Source organism: Paenibacillus sp. WG02 (assembly GCF_055396115.1).
In genome coordinates this window covers 2984263-3001057 of sequence record NZ_AP036016.1, presented here as the reverse complement: position 1 = coordinate 3001057, position 16795 = coordinate 2984263, and the positions used below count along the sequence as shown (strand labels likewise).

General features: G+C 45.6%; 15 protein-coding genes and 1 pseudogene. 5 read left to right on the top strand and 11 right to left on the bottom strand.

Features of this window, described 5'->3' with window-relative positions:
- Nucleotides 1-32 precede the first annotated feature (32 nt).
- From ACBP55_RS13370 to ACBP55_RS13360, 3 genes are all read left to right on the top strand, one after another.
- Nucleotides 33-983: an ABC transporter permease gene (locus ACBP55_RS13370; RefSeq protein WP_464652185.1), complete on the top strand. Its 951-nt coding sequence runs from the start codon at nt 33-35 to the stop codon at nt 981-983.
- 79 nt (nt 984-1062) lie between these two features.
- Nucleotides 1063-2784: an extracellular solute-binding protein gene (locus tag ACBP55_RS13365; protein ID WP_464652183.1), complete on the top strand. Its 1722-nt coding sequence runs from the start codon at nt 1063-1065 to the stop codon at nt 2782-2784.
- A gap of 78 nt (nt 2785-2862) precedes the next feature.
- The gene (locus ACBP55_RS13360) at nt 2863-3771 is read left to right on the top strand and encodes a carbohydrate ABC transporter permease (RefSeq protein WP_464652181.1); all 909 of its coding nucleotides are present in this window, start codon (nt 2863-2865) and stop codon (nt 3769-3771) included.
- Nucleotides 3772-3813: 42 nt separating this feature from the next.
- On the opposite strand, the gene ACBP55_RS13355 is transcribed toward ACBP55_RS13360, so the two are convergent.
- From ACBP55_RS13355 to ACBP55_RS13335, 5 genes and pseudogenes are all read right to left on the bottom strand, one after another.
- Nucleotides 3814-3981: a hypothetical protein gene (locus ACBP55_RS13355; protein WP_464652179.1), complete on the bottom strand. Its 168-nt coding sequence runs from the start codon at nt 3979-3981 to the stop codon at nt 3814-3816.
- 29 nt (nt 3982-4010) lie between these two features.
- Nucleotides 4011-4214, bottom strand: a complete 204-nt coding sequence (locus ACBP55_RS13350; RefSeq protein ID WP_029193721.1) for a hypothetical protein — start codon at nt 4212-4214, stop codon at nt 4011-4013.
- 238 nt (nt 4215-4452) lie between these two features.
- Complete coding sequence (locus ACBP55_RS13345; RefSeq protein ID WP_464652177.1) at nt 4453-5874, bottom strand: NAD-dependent malic enzyme; 1422 nt, start codon at nt 5872-5874, stop codon at nt 4453-4455.
- Between the two features lie 51 nt (nt 5875-5925).
- Nucleotides 5926-7350, bottom strand: a complete 1425-nt coding sequence (aspA, locus tag ACBP55_RS13340; protein ID WP_464652175.1) for an aspartate ammonia-lyase — start codon at nt 7348-7350, stop codon at nt 5926-5928.
- 24 nt (nt 7351-7374) lie between these two features.
- Nucleotides 7375-8641 (bottom strand): annotated as a pseudogene (locus ACBP55_RS13335) (cation:dicarboxylate symporter family transporter).
- A gap of 265 nt (nt 8642-8906) precedes the next feature.
- Between ACBP55_RS13335 and ACBP55_RS13330 the strand changes: the two are divergent.
- Nucleotides 8907-10178, top strand: coding sequence for an ATP-binding protein (locus tag ACBP55_RS13330; RefSeq protein ID WP_464652173.1), 1272 nt, complete (start codon nt 8907-8909; stop codon nt 10176-10178).
- A 4-nt stretch (nt 10179-10182) separates the two neighbouring features.
- Nucleotides 10183-11112, top strand: coding sequence for a response regulator (locus tag ACBP55_RS13325; protein ID WP_464652171.1), 930 nt, complete (start codon nt 10183-10185; stop codon nt 11110-11112).
- Nucleotides 11113-11620: 508 nt separating this feature from the next.
- On the opposite strand, the gene ACBP55_RS13320 is transcribed toward ACBP55_RS13325, so the two are convergent.
- The 6 genes from ACBP55_RS13320 to ACBP55_RS13295 form a co-directional block, all read right to left on the bottom strand.
- Nucleotides 11621-12571 (bottom strand): aldo/keto reductase, encoded by a 951-nt coding sequence (locus ACBP55_RS13320; protein ID WP_464652169.1) that lies wholly within the window; start codon nt 12569-12571, stop codon nt 11621-11623.
- A 38-nt stretch (nt 12572-12609) separates the two neighbouring features.
- A complete protein-coding gene (locus ACBP55_RS13315) occupies nt 12610-12927 on the bottom strand; it encodes an NIPSNAP family protein (RefSeq protein WP_464652167.1) in 318 nt (105 codons plus the stop codon).
- A 289-nt stretch (nt 12928-13216) separates the two neighbouring features.
- The gene (locus ACBP55_RS13310) at nt 13217-14470 is read right to left on the bottom strand and encodes an MFS transporter (RefSeq protein WP_464652166.1); all 1254 of its coding nucleotides are present in this window, start codon (nt 14468-14470) and stop codon (nt 13217-13219) included.
- Nucleotides 14471-14594: 124 nt separating this feature from the next.
- On the bottom strand, nt 14595-14981 hold the full coding sequence (locus tag ACBP55_RS13305; RefSeq protein ID WP_464652165.1) for a hypothetical protein: 387 nt from the start codon (nt 14979-14981) through the stop codon (nt 14595-14597).
- Nucleotides 14982-15211: 230 nt separating this feature from the next.
- A complete protein-coding gene (locus ACBP55_RS13300; protein WP_464652163.1) occupies nt 15212-15484 on the bottom strand; it encodes a hypothetical protein in 273 nt (90 codons plus the stop codon).
- Between the two features lie 326 nt (nt 15485-15810).
- Nucleotides 15811-16719, bottom strand: a complete 909-nt coding sequence (locus ACBP55_RS13295) for an SDR family oxidoreductase (RefSeq protein ID WP_464652161.1) — start codon at nt 16717-16719, stop codon at nt 15811-15813.
- Nucleotides 16720-16795 lie beyond the last annotated feature (76 nt).

Genomic DNA, 16795 nt, shown 5'->3' with positions numbered 1-16795 from the left:
CATTTATTCAAAAGGCTGGTGATTTTGCTCTCATGATTCCTCCTTCATCGCCCTCCCTTGCAAGAAGTGTTAATCGGCGAATCCTTTGGAAAAAAATCTTATTGCATCGCTATCTGTACCTGATGCTCCTGCCCTGCCTGGCATTCTTTATCGTCTTCTCGTACATTCCGATGGGCGGAGTCATCCTTGCTTTCAAAGAATACAAGTTTAACAAAGGCATCTTGGGCAGTCCCTGGATCGGCTTCGATTACTTCAAGACGTTCTTTCAAGATTATCAAAGTGGGCTATTAATCAAAAACACGTTAATAATCAGTTTTTTGAAGCTTTTTGTGTACTTGCCGTTTCCCATCCTTCTGGCTCTCATGTTTAATGAGTTCCGTACGAAGTGGTTTAAGAATGTGGCCCAAAGCATCTCCTACTTGCCTCATTTCCTTTCTTGGGTCGTTGTCATCGGAATGATGCAGCGGGTGTTGGCGCCAGATACCGGGATGCTTAATCAACTCACCGCCTTCTTCGGAGGTGCCGGGGATACATTTTACATGATGGAATCGAAATACTTTTATCCTATTATGTTTGGCAGCTTCATATGGAAGTCAATCGGCTGGGACTCCATTATTTATCTAGCTGCTATCGCAGGCGTTAATCCCGATATGTATGAAGCTGCCAAGATAGATGGTGCCAGCAAGTGGCGGGAAATATGGCATATCACCTTGCCGTCCATAGCGCCTACCATTGTCACCTTGTTTATCCTGTCGCTCGGAAGCGTCTTATCGGCTGGCTTCGATCAGCTGTACTTGCTGGGAACGCCGGGTAATAGAGCTTTGTCTGACATCCTGGATACTTATATTATCCGAATAGGTTTAACAAGCGGCCAATACGGGTATGCCACCGCAGTCGGGCTGATGCAAGGATTGATCGGTTTCATTCTCGTCATTATCGCCAATAGGCTATCTCGCAGACTTATGGATACTTCTTTGTGGTAACGATACCAGATTGTCCATTGCTTTTGAAAACCGCCGTCAGGCGTTTTCTATAAAAACAAGCGTACAAAGGAGATTGGGAATGTCTAGACAAAAATGGTTGAAATGGGTTGCTGCACCGATGGTCTTGGCTTTTATTCTCACAGGCTGTAATGGTTCCAGCAATGAGAACGTCAGCAAAACAGCAGCAAACAGCACCGCTGCTAACGGCAAACCAGCCACATGGATTGCGGATCGTAAAATCAAAGGGCTTGTCTTCATGGGCACTGACGATTATACGGAAGATATGAACGCCGAGGTCAAGCAGAAGATCAAGGATCTTACCGGTATCGATTTTGAAATTCAAATCATGAAAGCCAATCGTTCGATCGAAGGATTAACTGCTGGTTTAGCTTCAGGTGATCTGCCGGACTTCATCGCCTTCTACCTGAACAACAGTGGACGTCCGGAGATGAAGCTGGTCCTGAAGGCTGCGCGAGATGGCATGTTCACCGATTTGACGCCGTTAATGAAAGACACCAAGGTTTACAGTAAATATTTGCAAAGCGATTATTTGCCAACCGATACGAAAAACAGCGTCATGTTCCGTCCTGAGTTTAAAGGCTCCTCCTACTTTGTTCATATGAACATCCCGCGCGATGGCGGCTATTTGACTCGGAAATACGTAGGCGGTCCGTATATTCGCAAGGATATTGCAGAAGCGCTCAAAATCGATCCAAGCCAGATCAAGACGACAGATCAATTGTATAAACTGGCCCAGCAAATCAAAGAGGGCAATTTCAAGGACAAAAACGGCAAAAACGTGTACCCTATCGGACCTGGTTACTGGGGAACGGGGAATAACAAGGATTACTCCATTCTGTTCAGTGATTTGATGTGGGGATCGGACGATCAACGCATCAATCAGGATGCGAATGGGAACATTCTGCATGAGGCTGAAACGGATTTCGCCATGAAAAAAGTGGAGTACATGCAAAAGCTGTTTAAAGAAAAGCTGATTAATACCGAGATGTTCACGATGGACGAGAGCCGTGCGACAGAAAACGTCCTGAACGGATCGTTCGCCATCATCGGAGATATGCATAATTATCAAGATTTTAACCAAGATGCTCATTACATTCCACTCGGCCCCTTAAATAAGGTAAATGGCCCCTATCAAATGCAAGTGGATTATAAATCCGGTGGTTCCGCATGGGCGATCCCGTCCAAAACTAAAAATCCGCAGGATATCGTGAAATTTGCCGACTTCCTTGCCAGTCGCGAAGGCAAGCTGCTGTGGAGATATGGAATCGAAGGCAGAGATTATACACTAGACGCCAAAGGCAATCCAATTGTGAAACAAAGTGTGCTTGACCTGAAGAAGAGCTCGCCGAACGAGGCGAAGAAGCTCGGATTTGCTGGAGTAGGCAACAACTGGGGCGAGCTGCTGGGTAGCACGGACATCAAAAATGAAGCCGATTTCGGTGAAGCGGAATATGGAGATTCGGTCAGTCCGGCAAACAGTGCAGGCGCCTTGGCCATTGCAAAAATGTGGAATTGGGATGAGAAACGAGCAAACGCCAAAATCGTTGATGGGTATACACCATTGGCATTCATGGGTGAGTTCAAGAACGTAACTGCGCTGCAGGCGGCGCTGGACAATTACAACGTCAATCTGGTGAAAGCCTACTACAGCAAGGACCTGACTGAAGCTAAGAAAATTCTAGATTCTTCGTTGCAGCAGTTGAAAAACGCCGGGGTGGATGAATACCTGAAGCTGCTGTCTGAGAAGAATGCTGATCCGAAGACGAAAATTAAATTTTAGCAGCATGCATATGGAGACAGAGGCGGTTTTGTCCCCTACGGATGAAATCGCCTTTGTCCTCACAATGAGGGAGTGGCCATGGGAACCGAATTCTACAAGCTTAGCAGCGGAGAAAAAACATTAAAGATTGTGAATTTCCTTCTTATTTTTCTACTATGTCTGATGATCATCCTTCCCTTTCTTAACGTATTTGCTTTATCGTTCAACCCGGGTAAAGACGCCGAAAGAGGCGGCATTTTTTTCTGGCCGAGAATCTGGTCGCTTGAAAATTACCATGAAGTGTTTATCTCTTCCAACATCGGCTCGGCTTTTGCCGTCTCGGCATTCCGTACGATACTTGGCACGATCTCAGCTGTATTCCTGACGGCTATGGCCGCCTTTGCAGTGAAATCAAAGACTATGCCTGGCGTTAAATTCTTTACAATGGTTATATTCTTCACCATGTTGTTCAACGGCGGGATCATTCCCTATTACATGCTGCTGAAGTCTGTCCATTTGACCAATAACATTTGGGTCTACATCATTCCGAGTCTTTACAGCGCTTGGAATTTGATCATAATGCGGTCGTTTTTCCAACAAATTCACCCAAGTCTGGAGGAGTCAGCACGCATCGACGGCTATCATGATTTTGCGATTTTCATGCGGGTTATTATGCCACTGAGCAAGCCAGTCGTAGCTGTCGTCACGCTGTTTAACGCGGTCAACCATTGGAACGATTGGTTTACTGGAGCGTTCTTTGTCCGAGATGCTGCTTTGCGGCCTTTATCCACAATTCTGCAGGAAATGCTGGCTTCGGCTGAAGCTATGCGAGATACGCTCAATCAGGCGGCGGGCACGAACTACGAGCTGCTGGATAAAATCCAGGTGACCGGAAATTCCTTGAAAATGGCCACCATTATAATCGTAGTAACTCCTATCGTGCTTATTTACCCGTTTGTTCAGAGATATTTCGCCAAAGGCGTAATGATTGGATCATTGAAGGAGTAAGTCACTGGAAGGCGGCTATGCGGTATTCTTTCAGCCGGATCCTCATACCCCCTTCCACGGATATGGATTACCCGATAGAAAACGACGAACATCATCATCCAGCTTGATTTCCTTGGGTCGTTGGGTTATTTCCTTCTGATCTTTTGTTAGTTTCTCCGACATCGTTCCGTCATAGGAAATGGGATGCGTTTTGTCTTTTTCCACTTTCACAAAATTCACCGCCTTAATTTTTTGAAATTTCATTTCACATAACATTGAGGTGGTGGAGATATAATGAATGTTGATTTGCTGCGGGAATATAGTCTGCCACCCACTAGGACACCTTTTTCATCGTAGCTCTCAATAAGTCCGCCGCCTATCCATTTCCATTCGGTCAAAACCATCACGTATTGTCCAAAGAGAATAGCGTTATCGAATTCGCTGTCTTGTTGAAGCGTTTTCATGAAATCCTCCTAATGGCTCGGATGCCAAGGTAACGGGCTCTCCTTTCCTAAAAATGATTATGCTTTAGTATATTCCGGGTATTCCAGCTTATTAGCAACACACCCGTCTTTTTCGATAAAAAGACGAACGGTTTCGAAGCCGTTACAGGCAAAACAAAGGAGCTTGCCACGGCAAGCCCCTTTGTCGGTTAATCTAGAGAATATCGAATTGTCTTTATCTTTTGTATCCTTTACACGCCTAATTGGATTCTCTCATGCTTTTTCGGGCAACCCCGGTACGGTAAGCCGCTTCAATAACTGCCTCTCTTACCTTTTCAACCACTTTCTGGTTAAATACACTAGGAATAATATAGGTTTCGTTCAATTCTTCATCCGTTACGACTGATGCAATCGCTTGTGCAGCCGCAAGCTTCATAGCCTCATTGATTTCGCTTGCCCTGCAATCCAGTGCGCCACGGAAAATGCCGGGGAAGCAAAGCACGTTGTTGATTTGATTTGGTTTATCAGACCTTCCAGTAGCCATGACCCTAACGTAAGGTTTGGCCTGCTCCGGATCGATCTCTGGAATCGGGTTGGCCATCGCAAAGACGATCGGATCTTTCGCCATGGACTGGACATCCTCCACCTTTAAAATATTCGGAGCCGAAACGCCGATAAAAACATCCGCATTCTTGATAACTTCGGACAAGCTGCCGACTTCCAACTTCGGATTCGTCATCTTAGCAAACTCCGTCCAATGAAGGTTGTCGTATTGAGCATCCCGATGAATGGCGCCATAGCGGTCCACGCCGATCAAATTATGCACACCGGCGGCGAGCAGCATTTTAGAACAAGCGATGCCCGCTGCGCCGATACCGTTCACAACGACCTTAATATCCGACATTTGCTTGCCGGTTATTTTGAGCGCATTTAACAAGCCTGCCAGAAGGACGACAGCCGTTCCGTGTTGGTCATCGTGAAACACCGGTATATCTAATTCTTTCTTCAAACGCTCCTCAATTTCGAAGCAGCGCGGTGATGAAATGTCCTCCAAATTAATGCCTCCGAATGCCGGAGCCATTGCTTTTACGATGCTTACAATTTCATCAGGGTCTTTCGTATCCAAGCAAATAGGAAATGCGTCCACACCTGCGAATTCTTTGAACAGCATAGCCTTGCCTTCCATCACCGGCATGGCCGCCATCGGTCCGATGTCGCCAAGCCCAAGGACGGCTGTTCCGTCCGACACCACCGCGATCATATTCCGTTTGATCGTTAATGAGTAGGCCTTGCTCGGCTGTTCCGCAATCGCTGTGCAGACTTTGGCGACACCCGGGGTGTATACCCGTGACAAATCGTCACGGTTTTTTACTGGAATTTTGGAGGCAATCTCGATTTTCCCTCCCAAGTGCACGAGGAAAGTACGGTCCGACACGTGAATCACCTTGACACCGCTTAGCTTCTGAAGCGATTCATCGATCTGTTGGCTATGAGCTTGATCTAATACATTGACGGTTATATCGCGGACAGTGTGGGTACGGCCAGAGGAGATAACATCAATCCCTACAATATCACCGTTTGTCCCTTCAATGACTGCGGCGATATCGCCGAACGAGGTTAGTTCTTTATCGATTTGTAGCCGAAATATCATATAAGTACTGGCACTGCTTGACACTGACATTTTTTTGCACACACTCCCTATAATTTTGTTAAACAGTTTCCGCAGTTCCTCTTAGTTCTTGTTCAATAACTCCGCTCCTGCGATACCCGGATTCGTCATTTCATAAGGATCGAGAATAATCTCGAGCTCCTCTTCCGTTAAGACATTATATAGAAGGCACAGCTCCCGAACCGGACGACCTGTTAGAATCGCTTCACGTGCGATCCTCGCTACGACTTCATAGCCCAGATGCGGGTTGAGCGCGGTAATGACCCCAACACTTTTCTCCACATACTCCTTGCAGCGCTCTACGTTCGCTTCGATTTCTTCCAAACAATGCACACGGAAAACTTTGAAAACTTGATTCATCATACTGAGCGATTGAAGCAAATTGAACACAAGCACTGGCTCCATTACGTTAAGCTCGAGCTGCCCCGCCTCAGAGGCAAGGCAGATCGTATGGTCATTTCCGATAACCTGGAAAGCTACCTGATTGACGACTTCCGCCATGACCGGATTGACTTTGCCTGGCATAATGGACGAACCGGGTTGGCGTGCAGGCAGATTCAGCTCTCCAAGCCCAGCACGCGGTCCGGATGCGAGCAATCGTAAGTCGTTAGCAATCTTCGACATGTTGATCATGCAAACTTTCAATGCAGCAGACACCTCGGTATAGGCATCTGTATTCTGAGTTGCGTCCACCAGGTGATCCGCATTGGTAAGTGGCAGCCCGCTGAGCTCAGCGAGCAATTCAACGACCCGCTTAATATAGCGGGGATCGGCATTCAGGCCGGTTCCGACGGCTGTAGCACCCATATTGACTTCGTACAAGTGGTCGCGGGTCTGCTTGATCCTCTTGATATCGCGTTCCAGCACCCGGCTGTAAGCCTCAAATTCCTGCCCGAGGCGGATCGGCACGCCGTCCTGGAGATGAGTCCGCCCCATTTTGATAACCCCGTCGAATTGCACGGCTTTTTTGCGAAACGCGGTGAGCATCTCATCCATCGTCACGAGCAGCTTTTCAATTAATGAAAGTGTTGCAATATGAATCGCCGTCGGAAAAGCATCGTTGGTAGACTGGGCCATATTCACATGCGAGTTCGGACTTACTTTGAAATAATCGCCCTTGATTCCCCCGAGAATCTCGATTGCCCGGTTGGCGATGACCTCATTGGTATTCATATTGATGGACGTACCTGCTCCGCCTTGTATCGGATCGACGATAAATTGATCATGCCATTTACCATCCATTATTTCTTGTGCTGCTTGCACAACGGCATGCCCAATCTGCGGATTCAACTGCCTGATCTCCATGTTCGCTGCAGCAGCCGCGTGTTTCACAGTCGCCATTGCACGTATCAATTCTTCGTGAATGCGGTAGCCAGTAATCGGAAAATTTTCTACTGCGCGCATGGTTTGAATGCCGTAATAGGCGTCAGAAGGCACTTCCTTTGAACCTAGAAAATCTTTTTCCATTCTTTGTTGAGCTGTTGTCATGGTTGTTTCCCCCTCGAAATTTTCTTACGCAGCCTTCTTGACCGACTCTAAATATTGCTTTCCTTTGCTCTTATCGTACTGACCTTCCCATTTGGCCATGACCACTGCGGCCATAGAATTACCAATTACGTTAACTACTGTACGGGCCATATCCAGAATACGGTCAATACCTGCGATAAAAGCAAGACCTTCGAGCGGAATCCCGACAGATCCAAGGGTAGCAAGCAGGACGACGAATGAAGCGCCTGGCACACCAGCAATTCCCTTGGAAGTGAGCATCAAGACAAGCATCAACATGATTTGAGAGCTAATCGACATATGGATCCCATACATTTGTGCGATAAATAATGCAGCTATCGCTTGATATAACGTGGAGCCATCCAAATTAAACGAATATCCTATTGGAACGACGAAGGATGTAATCGCCTTCGGTACGCCGAACTTCTCCATTTTTTCCATCATTTTTGGAAGTGCTGTTTCGGAGCTTGCTGTAGAGTAAGCCAGAATGAGTTCATCTTTTAAAATGCGGATAATTGCCCATAGGCTGGTACCGCAAAGCTTAGCAATCAAACCAAACACGATAACTACAAATAGGAACATGCCGACATATACAGCAATCACCAATTTCCCCAAAGGAAGCAAAGAGCCGACACCGAATTTGGATACGGTTACACCAATCAACCCGAAGACACCGATCGGCGCAAATTTCATAATTTGGTTCGTCACCCAGAACATCGATTCTGCAACGCCCTGGAAAAAAGATAAAACCGGCTTTCCTTTATCGCCAATCGCGGCAACGCCAAGGCCAAACAATACGGAGAAGAAAATGATGGCCAGCATGTCACCGGCTGCTAATGATTGGAAGATGTTATTCGGAACGATATTGACAAAGGTGTCGGCAAAGCTGTGACTGGTCACAGTTTTCGTCGCTTCGACATATTTCGTTATATCTGATTTAGCTAGTCCAGCCATATCGACTCCAGCTTCCGGGATGGAAGATATTCGCTATGACCAAGCCGAAAATAATAGCAATCGTCGTCACGATTTCAAAGTAAAGAAGCGTTTTCCCTCCAAGTCTTCCAAGCTTTTTGATGTCTCCAACTCCGGCTACTCCGACAATAAGAGAGGAAACGACAATGGGAACGACGATCATTTTAATCAAACGAATGAAAATATCTCCCGCCGGTTTTAAATAACTTTCGATGTTTGGATTACCATAAAAAATAGCCCCGACAATAATCCCTAATAGTAGTCCAAATAAGATTTGAAAAGCCAAACCAAATTTTTTCATCATTATTCCCCTTTTCATAAAAATGTAAAGCGCTTTCTTTTGTGTGAAACTTAAAACGCCTTGAATGAGTTTATTGTACGGGGAATCTACAGCAATCTATATGAATCTACATGTTGATCAAAAATTCTTTGGTCCATCCTTCGTCGAATGGTTCATCTCATTTTTGGAATAATGAAGAATAAGGCGTATCTATGTCCATGGAGGAATCATACAAATGATGTCGAAAAACTGTTAAGCTGTTAAAAAAGGAGGCTGGAAAACTGCATTGAAAGACAAATGGCTCCTTTTAATACTGATGGTCATATCGGTTTCGATTGCTGGCGAATTGAATTTTTACCCGTTTCATACTGATTTTCGGGTAAGCTTGGGCACCCCTGCCTTTTTTCTTTTCCTACTCTGGATCCGTTTTCCCTCGCCGCTTATCTCCGGATTACTTGTCGGCAGCTCGGTTACGATCTTTCGCATGGGACTTGAGTTGGCACTCGAACCGCACTCAAACTGGGGCGCTGCTTTTCAGCATCATTACCCGGTATTCTTTTACTATTTGACCTATGCGATTGCCTACGCGGCATTTCGAATGAACCGTCGTCATGACCGGCCGCTTCTGGTCGGAGCGCTTGGTGTGGCGTGTGAAATCGCTGCGACGTTGTCAGAGCTTTTGCTGCGTTATTCGGCAATAGAGCAAACGACCACTTTCGCAACCTGGAATCAGATTGTTCTCATTGCTTTTTTTCGAAGTTTTTTCGTGCTTGGTTTTTTCAATTTGGTCAAGTTGAGGCAGTCGAAAACGGCTGAAGAGCAGAAGCGTAAAGAAAACGAGAAGATGCTCCTGCTTATTTCTGAGCTTTACGAGGAAACCATTCAATTGAAGAAAACGCTGTACAACGCGGAAATTATCGCCCGTGACAGCTACGAGCTGTATCAATCGTTAAATGATGCTCAGCCTGTATCTCATGAGGCTCTAGCACAAAAGGCTCTCCAGATTGCCGGGCAGGTTCATGAGATCAAAAAGGACAATCAACGCATTTATGCGGGTCTATCCGGCTTGATATCGCACGATAGCGAATATATGCCGATGGAAGAACTGGCCGATATCGTCCTGCGCTCTAATCAGAAGTATGCCCAATCACTTGGCAAGAAGATCGATTTCACGCTGCAAATGGAGGGTAACTTTCCTTTGTGTCATGTGTACACAACATTGTCTTTGCTCAATAACTTGGTTGCCAATGCTGTTGAAGCACTTGAGGAAATGGGCAATATTCGAATAGGGATTATACGTAAAAAAGACGTTATCGTTTTCAGTGTTATCGATAATGGTCCGGGCATTAAGCCAAAGTATCGGGAGAAAATCTTTATGCCCGGCTTTACGACCAAATTCGATCAAGCTGGCAATCCATCGACGGGTATTGGTTTGGTTTATGTGAAGCAGGAAACAGAGCGACTGCTCGGAACCGTCCAAGTTCAAGCCAATAGCGAAGGCGCAGGCACTATTTTCACCGTCACATTGCCGATTAGTCAAATAGGAAAGGAAGAGTAGCGCCATGCGTTTTTTTATTATCGATGACGATCCGGCTATCCGTTCCATGCTGGAACAAATTATCGAGGATGAGGATTTAGGAAGTGTGGTAGGCGAAGTTCCTGACGGGGCAGATGTTGATCTCACTTTGCTCGAACTCAAGCAAGTAGATATTGTGCTAATCGATTTATTAATGCCAGTTCGCGACGGCATAGAGACTGTTCGTAAGCTATCCGGAAGCTTCGAAGGGAAAATCATTATGATTTCTCAAATAGAGTCGAAGGAAATGATCGTCAAAGCCTATGCCTGCGGAATTGAATATTATATCACCAAGCCCATAAATCGTTTGGAAGTAATCGCTGTTATTCGCAAGGTTTCAGAATTGCTGCGCATGCACCAATCCCTTCGAAATATCCAAAAATCTCTCAGTGCTGTCGGCTTTAGCGGCGCATTAACGGAGAAAGAGCAGCCTTCCCATGAAAAAAATATCATCACTTGTGGAAATTATATGTTATCGGACCTCGGACTGATAGGCGAAGCTGGCAGCAAAGACTTACTAGAGATGCTCGAATATTTGTACCGTTATGAGGCGGATCATCCACAGGAGCAGGGCTTTCCGCAGCTTCATGACATATACCATCATATCGCTTTTAAAAAATTAGGCCCCTCCGCTTCCGCTATCGACTTGAAAAAAGAGATCAAAGCGGCTGAACAACGGGTGCGGCGAGCCATAAACCAAGCGCTAACCCACTTGGCATCCCTAGGATTAATTGATTATTCGAATCCCAAGTTCGAGCAGTACTCTACAAAGTTTTTTGACCTGAGTGATATTCGTAAAAAAATGAAAGAACTGGAAAATGAGGATTCTTCTGCTTTCGGCTTGATCCGGCAAAACACAAAGAAGTTTATTCAGGTACTTTATTTAGAATCAAGAAAGTTAATGCAAAGTATGTAACCCACTAGACGTAAATGTTTCAAACATTCGCTTGATCATCCGCATCTTGTTGCATTTTATACAACATTTTGCAAGCTAATCCACGTTTTCCACGGAATTGTTGCAGAAATTACAACATTTTTAGCCAAAAGTAGCCATATTGACTTTTAAAAGGCCGAATTGTTGTACACAATACAACATCCTTTAGCTTACTCAGTAGAAATCGAGGAACTTGTTGTACACCGTACAACAATTCCCTAATTCAATTCACTAATTCGCATTATCAACGCGCTTGAATCCCAGGCACGCGTTGTACGAATAGCCGGCGGCGTCAACGTGGACGTACCTGCGAGCAGATCGCTTGAATAAATGATAGGGATGAACTGTTGTATACTCAACAGCATTGAATATTATTGCCTACAAAGGAGAATATTATATATACTCTAGAGATAAGTTAGCAAAAGCATAATAAAAACCGGAACCCCTTATTTCCTTGGAGTTCCGGTCTTTTATAGAAAAAAGTATCTAGCTATTCAACAGCTATTTTTCGTATTTCCGCAAGTGTAGCCTCATCTAACGTCAGACCGATGGCCGGCAGCACGCTTAAGATATGACTCGGCTTGCGAACGCCAACAAGCGCGCTGGTCAAAGCCGGATGGGCGAGATCATACGCGATGGCAAGTTGAGGCATGGTAATGCCGTATCGGCTCGCGATAACTTTCAGCTTCTCGACGCGGTCTACGTTTTTCCTCAAACCCTCTCCGGTATGTGCAGCGTTGCGGGAGCGCCAATCGTCATCTGTGAATTTGGTATCATACGTATAATTTCCTGATAGGAGACCTGAGGTTAACGGGCTGTAGGCGACGACACCGATTCCTTGTTCCAGACAAAACGGCAAGATCTCTTTCTCAACGGCAGGCCTCAGGATGGAATACGGCGGCTGAAGAGAATCAACATGTCTTACAGAAAGCGAAGCTTCCAATAACGAAACATTGTAATTGCTTACGCCTACATAACGTACTTTGCCATCTTGCACGAGCTTATCCATGGCGCGCATAGTCTCTTCCGCAGGAGCATTCGCATCCGTATCCGGCCAGTGCATTTGATACAAATCAATATAATCGGTACCAAGACGACGCAGCGATTCTTCCGCTTCGCGAAGGATGGAGTCGTAGGTTCCGTTCTTGGAAATGTGTTTATTTTCGTCCCAAACCAGACCACACTTGGTCGCCAGCACTACTTTATCGCGATCACCCTTCAACGCTTTCCCGATAACTTCCTCTGAATGGCCCAGACCATAGACGGCCGCTGTATCAAAGAAATTGATCCCGTTGTACAAAGCAACGCGCACGCTTTCGGCTGACAGCTCATCGTCTTGGTTGCCCCAAGCGCTGGCCCAGCCTCCTCCTCCGATCGCCCAAGAGCCGAAACCAATAACTGAAATTTCAGGGCCATTCTTGCCAAGTTTACGATATTCCATGCGTATAACTCCTCCTGCTTCCACACCAAATTTTCTATCTATACATTAAAATATTCCGCGCGTTTCATAAATATTTGCTCGACACGTTCAACAATTTTTCCATCCAGCTCGGATCTTTGTTTCACTTCGTTCCATTCCTTGTCCTGCGAGAAAGTTTCCCACTGTCTTGTCCGTTCTTCCATGCTTTCATATTTCATCGTGTAATACAGCTTGGGTTCTGCCTCCAAATCCTCCCAGAAATCACACACCTGCATGCCGAGTCTGGCAAAAATACCAAGTGTATGAGCGGAAAAACGCTCTCGAATCGCATCGATTCTTCCGGGAAGTATCGTATAAATTCTCAATTCGTAAATCATTCGTCATTCACCTCCGACATCTACCATTTTCAATTATAGTTAATCATCCCTAACATGAGAAGAAGTGAATAATTTTAAACTTAGTTACTTTAAGTTAACTGTAGGGCAAATAAGGACAATCCAACTGATACTCTAAGTTGAACTGCCCTTAATTGAACTAGCTTTCTATCATTGGTTGCAAAGAGTACGAAAAGTTATATTGGGATTCATAATAAAATAAGCCTATAGCTCACATAAGAGTGAATTATTTCCCGAAAAATAATTTATTATAAATTTTACAATTCATGCGTCAAGACTGTCCTTGCAGTCTCCGATCCAGCATGCCCTGCACGAACCATGTATAAACGGCGTACCCCGCCAGTATGGCAATTCCCGTAAGAATGAAGGGCAGCGAATAATGATTTCCAGCCAAAATATAGCCTGCCCAGTAAGAGGCGATCGTGTTTCCTATGCTGCGCGATACCGTCCGCATGACCGCGAACAAGTTGCGGTCTTCTTCGGCGACAGCCGACATACATTCGCTGTCCATCAAGTTGTTTAACATCGTGAAGCCTGTCCCGCGAATGAGCAGCAGTATCGCAAATACGGAGGCTGGCATGGCGAGCGCCATCAACGCCACGACAAACATGTTATACAGAAACAGGAATACAAACGTCTTGCGGCTGCCCCATCTCTCTACAACGTACGGCATAACGATCGAGCCGATAAAAAAGAAAAATCCAGACAGCGCGAGCAAACCGGAAATATTACCGTCATCCATCTGAAATCGGAATTTGAGAATGACGTTTAGGAACGGGCTAAGCATCCCGAATGTAAAGCCGGAGTTGAATATAAGCAGCGAAAGCAGCAGCAGAAAATACATCACATGCCCTCTCTTCGGCCGTTCCGAAGACTTCGCTGGTTGAACCCCGCTGACCTCTGTTTGCTTCCGTCTACTCCCCCTTGCATGAGTAGACGGAAGCAGCAATCCCCGTAATATGCCTGAGAGCGCCAAGCATCCGCTGGCAACGAAAAATGCAAACTGGTACATCGTAGTTTGCCCGGGCAGCCAATCCGGCAGATAGCCGCCGAGCCATGTGCCGAAGCCGGTGAATAATGTAAATACGGCGAAAAGCAATGAGTACGCACTCGTCTCTTCTTTCTTGCTGCGACAATATTGGAAGATTAACTGGATCTCGGAGTTCACGATCGCTGTAATGCCGAGCGACCAGATGAGCTGCGCAGCGGTAATCGTGCCAATGCTGGTTCCAAAACCGAAGAGCACGAGCGACAGGAACGCCAGGAGCATGCCGGTTACGAGCATCGTTTTGCGTCCAACACTCTTCACGATGAAACCTGCCAGCAAGCTGGCCAGGCCAATAGTAAGCGCCCCCAGCGACGTAATTCTACCGATGTCACCTTTCGAGAAGCCGAGGTCCAAGAGATGTAAATTCAGGATGAGGCCGAAGATGCCTACTCCAATGCCAAACAAGCTTTCGGTCGCGATGAACCGCTTCACGCCGGGAGATAAATCACGAACTAAATTTACGGTATACGTCCACATGGATGCACCTTTCCTCTTGCTGTAGTATGTGCTTTATCTTACATGGCGGCGGCATCCGGTTCAATCTATTTCTCTTGAACGAGCCCAAAAGTAAAATTATTCCATATATTTAAGCGTACTGATTTTAGTCGTATTGCCATACTAGTTGACCTTTCCTCAATTTTGCTGCATAAATTATTTGTCCTGTATGATAATGTACCTCTCTCACCATCGCTATCATTAGGTTTAGAGCAGTTGTCTCATTATTTACTTGGCTATATGTAAGTGGTGGCAAATTGAGAAATGGTTGAGACAACAACAAGTCAGGATTTAATTTGAGGTGTTCAAGATATTGAATGAGTATGTTAAACGCTTCCTTAATCATATTCAAAGCTTGTTCTTTTGACAGTTCAAGTCCTCTTTCAAATTCTTTATCTTCATCTGACAGTTGTTCAATCGCTTGAAGAGTCCATTTCTTTTCAGACCTAAACTTAACTAACATGCTCTCAATTACTTCAAAGGCGATATCCATTAGAACACCTCTATTTTACTAGAATAATGTACAGTTACTTAACCCTTGTTCCTATTAGCTGAGTAGTCTTTCCAAATAATAACATAATATATTGATTTCGACAGCCATCTCGGACTTCCTGTTTGTATGCTTGGCTCAACACCTGGCAAAAGTAAAAAAACAAGGAGCAGCTAGGGAAAACTGCTCCTTTTGTAATATATTGTGAAATGGTCTGCGCTGTCCATCTTCCCTTAGCGCCACCTATCTCCGCGATCCTTCACGTAATGTGCAAACACAAAGCGCCAAGGAATGGCGAAAGGAACAATCACGACCAGCAAGCAGGCTGAGGCTGTCGCCCAAGTTGACTCGTCCATTTGACCGGATGACCACAGTGGGAGCGCAACGACGATCAGCCAGATCGACTTCCACACCAATTCCCACAGAAGTAAAGGCAGCATCTGCAGCGGATACCGAAGCCCCAGGACTGATAGAGCCGAAAAGGCGGTCAACATGCATTGGACCACTCCCTCCATCAGTTCCCACGGCTTTTCGTGGTGGATGACTCCAGGCCATACCTCGATACCGAGCCCCACGATGATAAGAAGGTAAAGCGCCCTCAGCAAATAAGGATCCCTCCTTTCCTAAGTACGTAATGAACCCTTGTCCACATGAAGAAGCAAAAGGAGCTGCAGCTGCAGCCCCTTCATCTTTTATATGCACTTGTTCAACAAATCTAGTGTTTTGTTCAGATTCCCTTGTCCTTAGACGCTATTGGAGATATTCAGTATTGTACTTCATATTCATTTTTGTTAGTTTGGTCCTCTATCCTAATGTTTCATTTTGCTTATAATCATGAGTAACGGATCAAACCTCCATTTACATGCATCACTTGACCTGTGACATACATGGATTCATTTGCTGCAAGGTATACGAACGCTGGTGCTACCTCGAAAGGTTGTGCTGCACGTCCGAACGGACTGTCAGTTCCTAGCGCAGCTACATGTTCCTTGGAGTAGGTACTGACATTGAGCGGCGTCCATGACGGACCAGGAGCGACCGCATTGACCCGAATACATTTCTCAGCCAAAGACAGAGCCATACTGCGAGTAAAACTGACTATTGCACCTTTAGTTGCAGAGTAATCTATGACGTCCTTGTCACCTTCGTAGGCGACCCTTGAAGTTGTATTGATGATGGCGCTGCCTTTTACCAAATAAGGTAGAGCCGCTTTAGTTAAATAAAACAAGGGGAATATATTGGTTCGAAAAGTGTTTTCGAGTTGATCATTGGAAATGTCCATGATACTGCTTGTAAAAGGTTGAACGGCAGCATTATTGATTAAGATGTCCAGTCTATTATAATGCCTAAGCGTTTCAGCTATTATATCTGGCGAACTGGCTGGATCGCGAAGATCTCGTGCCAGAAGCAGACAGCGAGTGCCGAATTGCTCAACATACTTTTTGGTTTCTTCCGCATCAATATGTTCATTTAAATATACTATAGCCAGGTCGGCTCCTTCTTTAGCATAAGCGGCTGCAATTGCACGTCCAAAGCCGCTATCCCCTCCAGTAATGATCGCAACCTTCCCTTTCAGTTTGCCGCTACCGACATACCCAGGGTAATCAAAAATAGGACGCGGCACCATAAGGTATTCCAGACCAGGGACTTGATCTTGATGCTGTGGCGGAAATGCAATAGGCTCCTGTACAAACTTGGTTTGATAACCAAGGAAGGGGTACACAGGATAGGAGGATTGCATGGTTTACCACCTCCGAAAATATGCATTTGTTTGTGCGAATAAGCCACATCTAAATCTATTCATGAGGTTTTTGAAA

Excerpts from the sequence above, each read along its gene's own strand:
- ACBP55_RS13370 (WP_464652185.1), top strand. The coding sequence starts at position 33 with ATGATTCCTCCTTCATCGCCCTCCCTTGCAAGAAGTGTTAATCGGCGA.
- ACBP55_RS13365 (WP_464652183.1), top strand. The coding sequence starts at position 1,063 with ATGTCTAGACAAAAATGGTTGAAATGGGTTGCTGCACCGATGGTCTTG.
- ACBP55_RS13360 (WP_464652181.1), top strand. The coding sequence starts at position 2,863 with ATGGGAACCGAATTCTACAAGCTTAGCAGCGGAGAAAAAACATTAAAG.
- ACBP55_RS13350 (WP_029193721.1), bottom strand. The coding sequence starts at position 4,214 with ATGAAAACGCTTCAACAAGACAGCGAATTCGATAACGCTATTCTCTTT.
- ACBP55_RS13345 (WP_464652177.1), bottom strand. The coding sequence starts at position 5,874 with ATGTCAGTGTCAAGCAGTGCCAGTACTTATATGATATTTCGGCTACAA.
- aspA (WP_464652175.1), bottom strand. The coding sequence starts at position 7,350 with ATGACAACAGCTCAACAAAGAATGGAAAAAGATTTTCTAGGTTCAAAG.
- ACBP55_RS13325 (WP_464652171.1), top strand. The coding sequence starts at position 10,183 with ATGCGTTTTTTTATTATCGATGACGATCCGGCTATCCGTTCCATGCTG.
- ACBP55_RS13320 (WP_464652169.1), bottom strand. The coding sequence starts at position 12,571 with ATGGAATATCGTAAACTTGGCAAGAATGGCCCTGAAATTTCAGTTATT.
- ACBP55_RS13315 (WP_464652167.1), bottom strand. The coding sequence starts at position 12,927 with ATGATTTACGAATTGAGAATTTATACGATACTTCCCGGAAGAATCGAT.
- ACBP55_RS13310 (WP_464652166.1), bottom strand. The coding sequence starts at position 14,470 with ATGTGGACGTATACCGTAAATTTAGTTCGTGATTTATCTCCCGGCGTG.
- ACBP55_RS13305 (WP_464652165.1), bottom strand. The coding sequence starts at position 14,981 with ATGGATATCGCCTTTGAAGTAATTGAGAGCATGTTAGTTAAGTTTAGG.
- ACBP55_RS13295 (WP_464652161.1), bottom strand. The coding sequence starts at position 16,719 with ATGCAATCCTCCTATCCTGTGTACCCCTTCCTTGGTTATCAAACCAAG.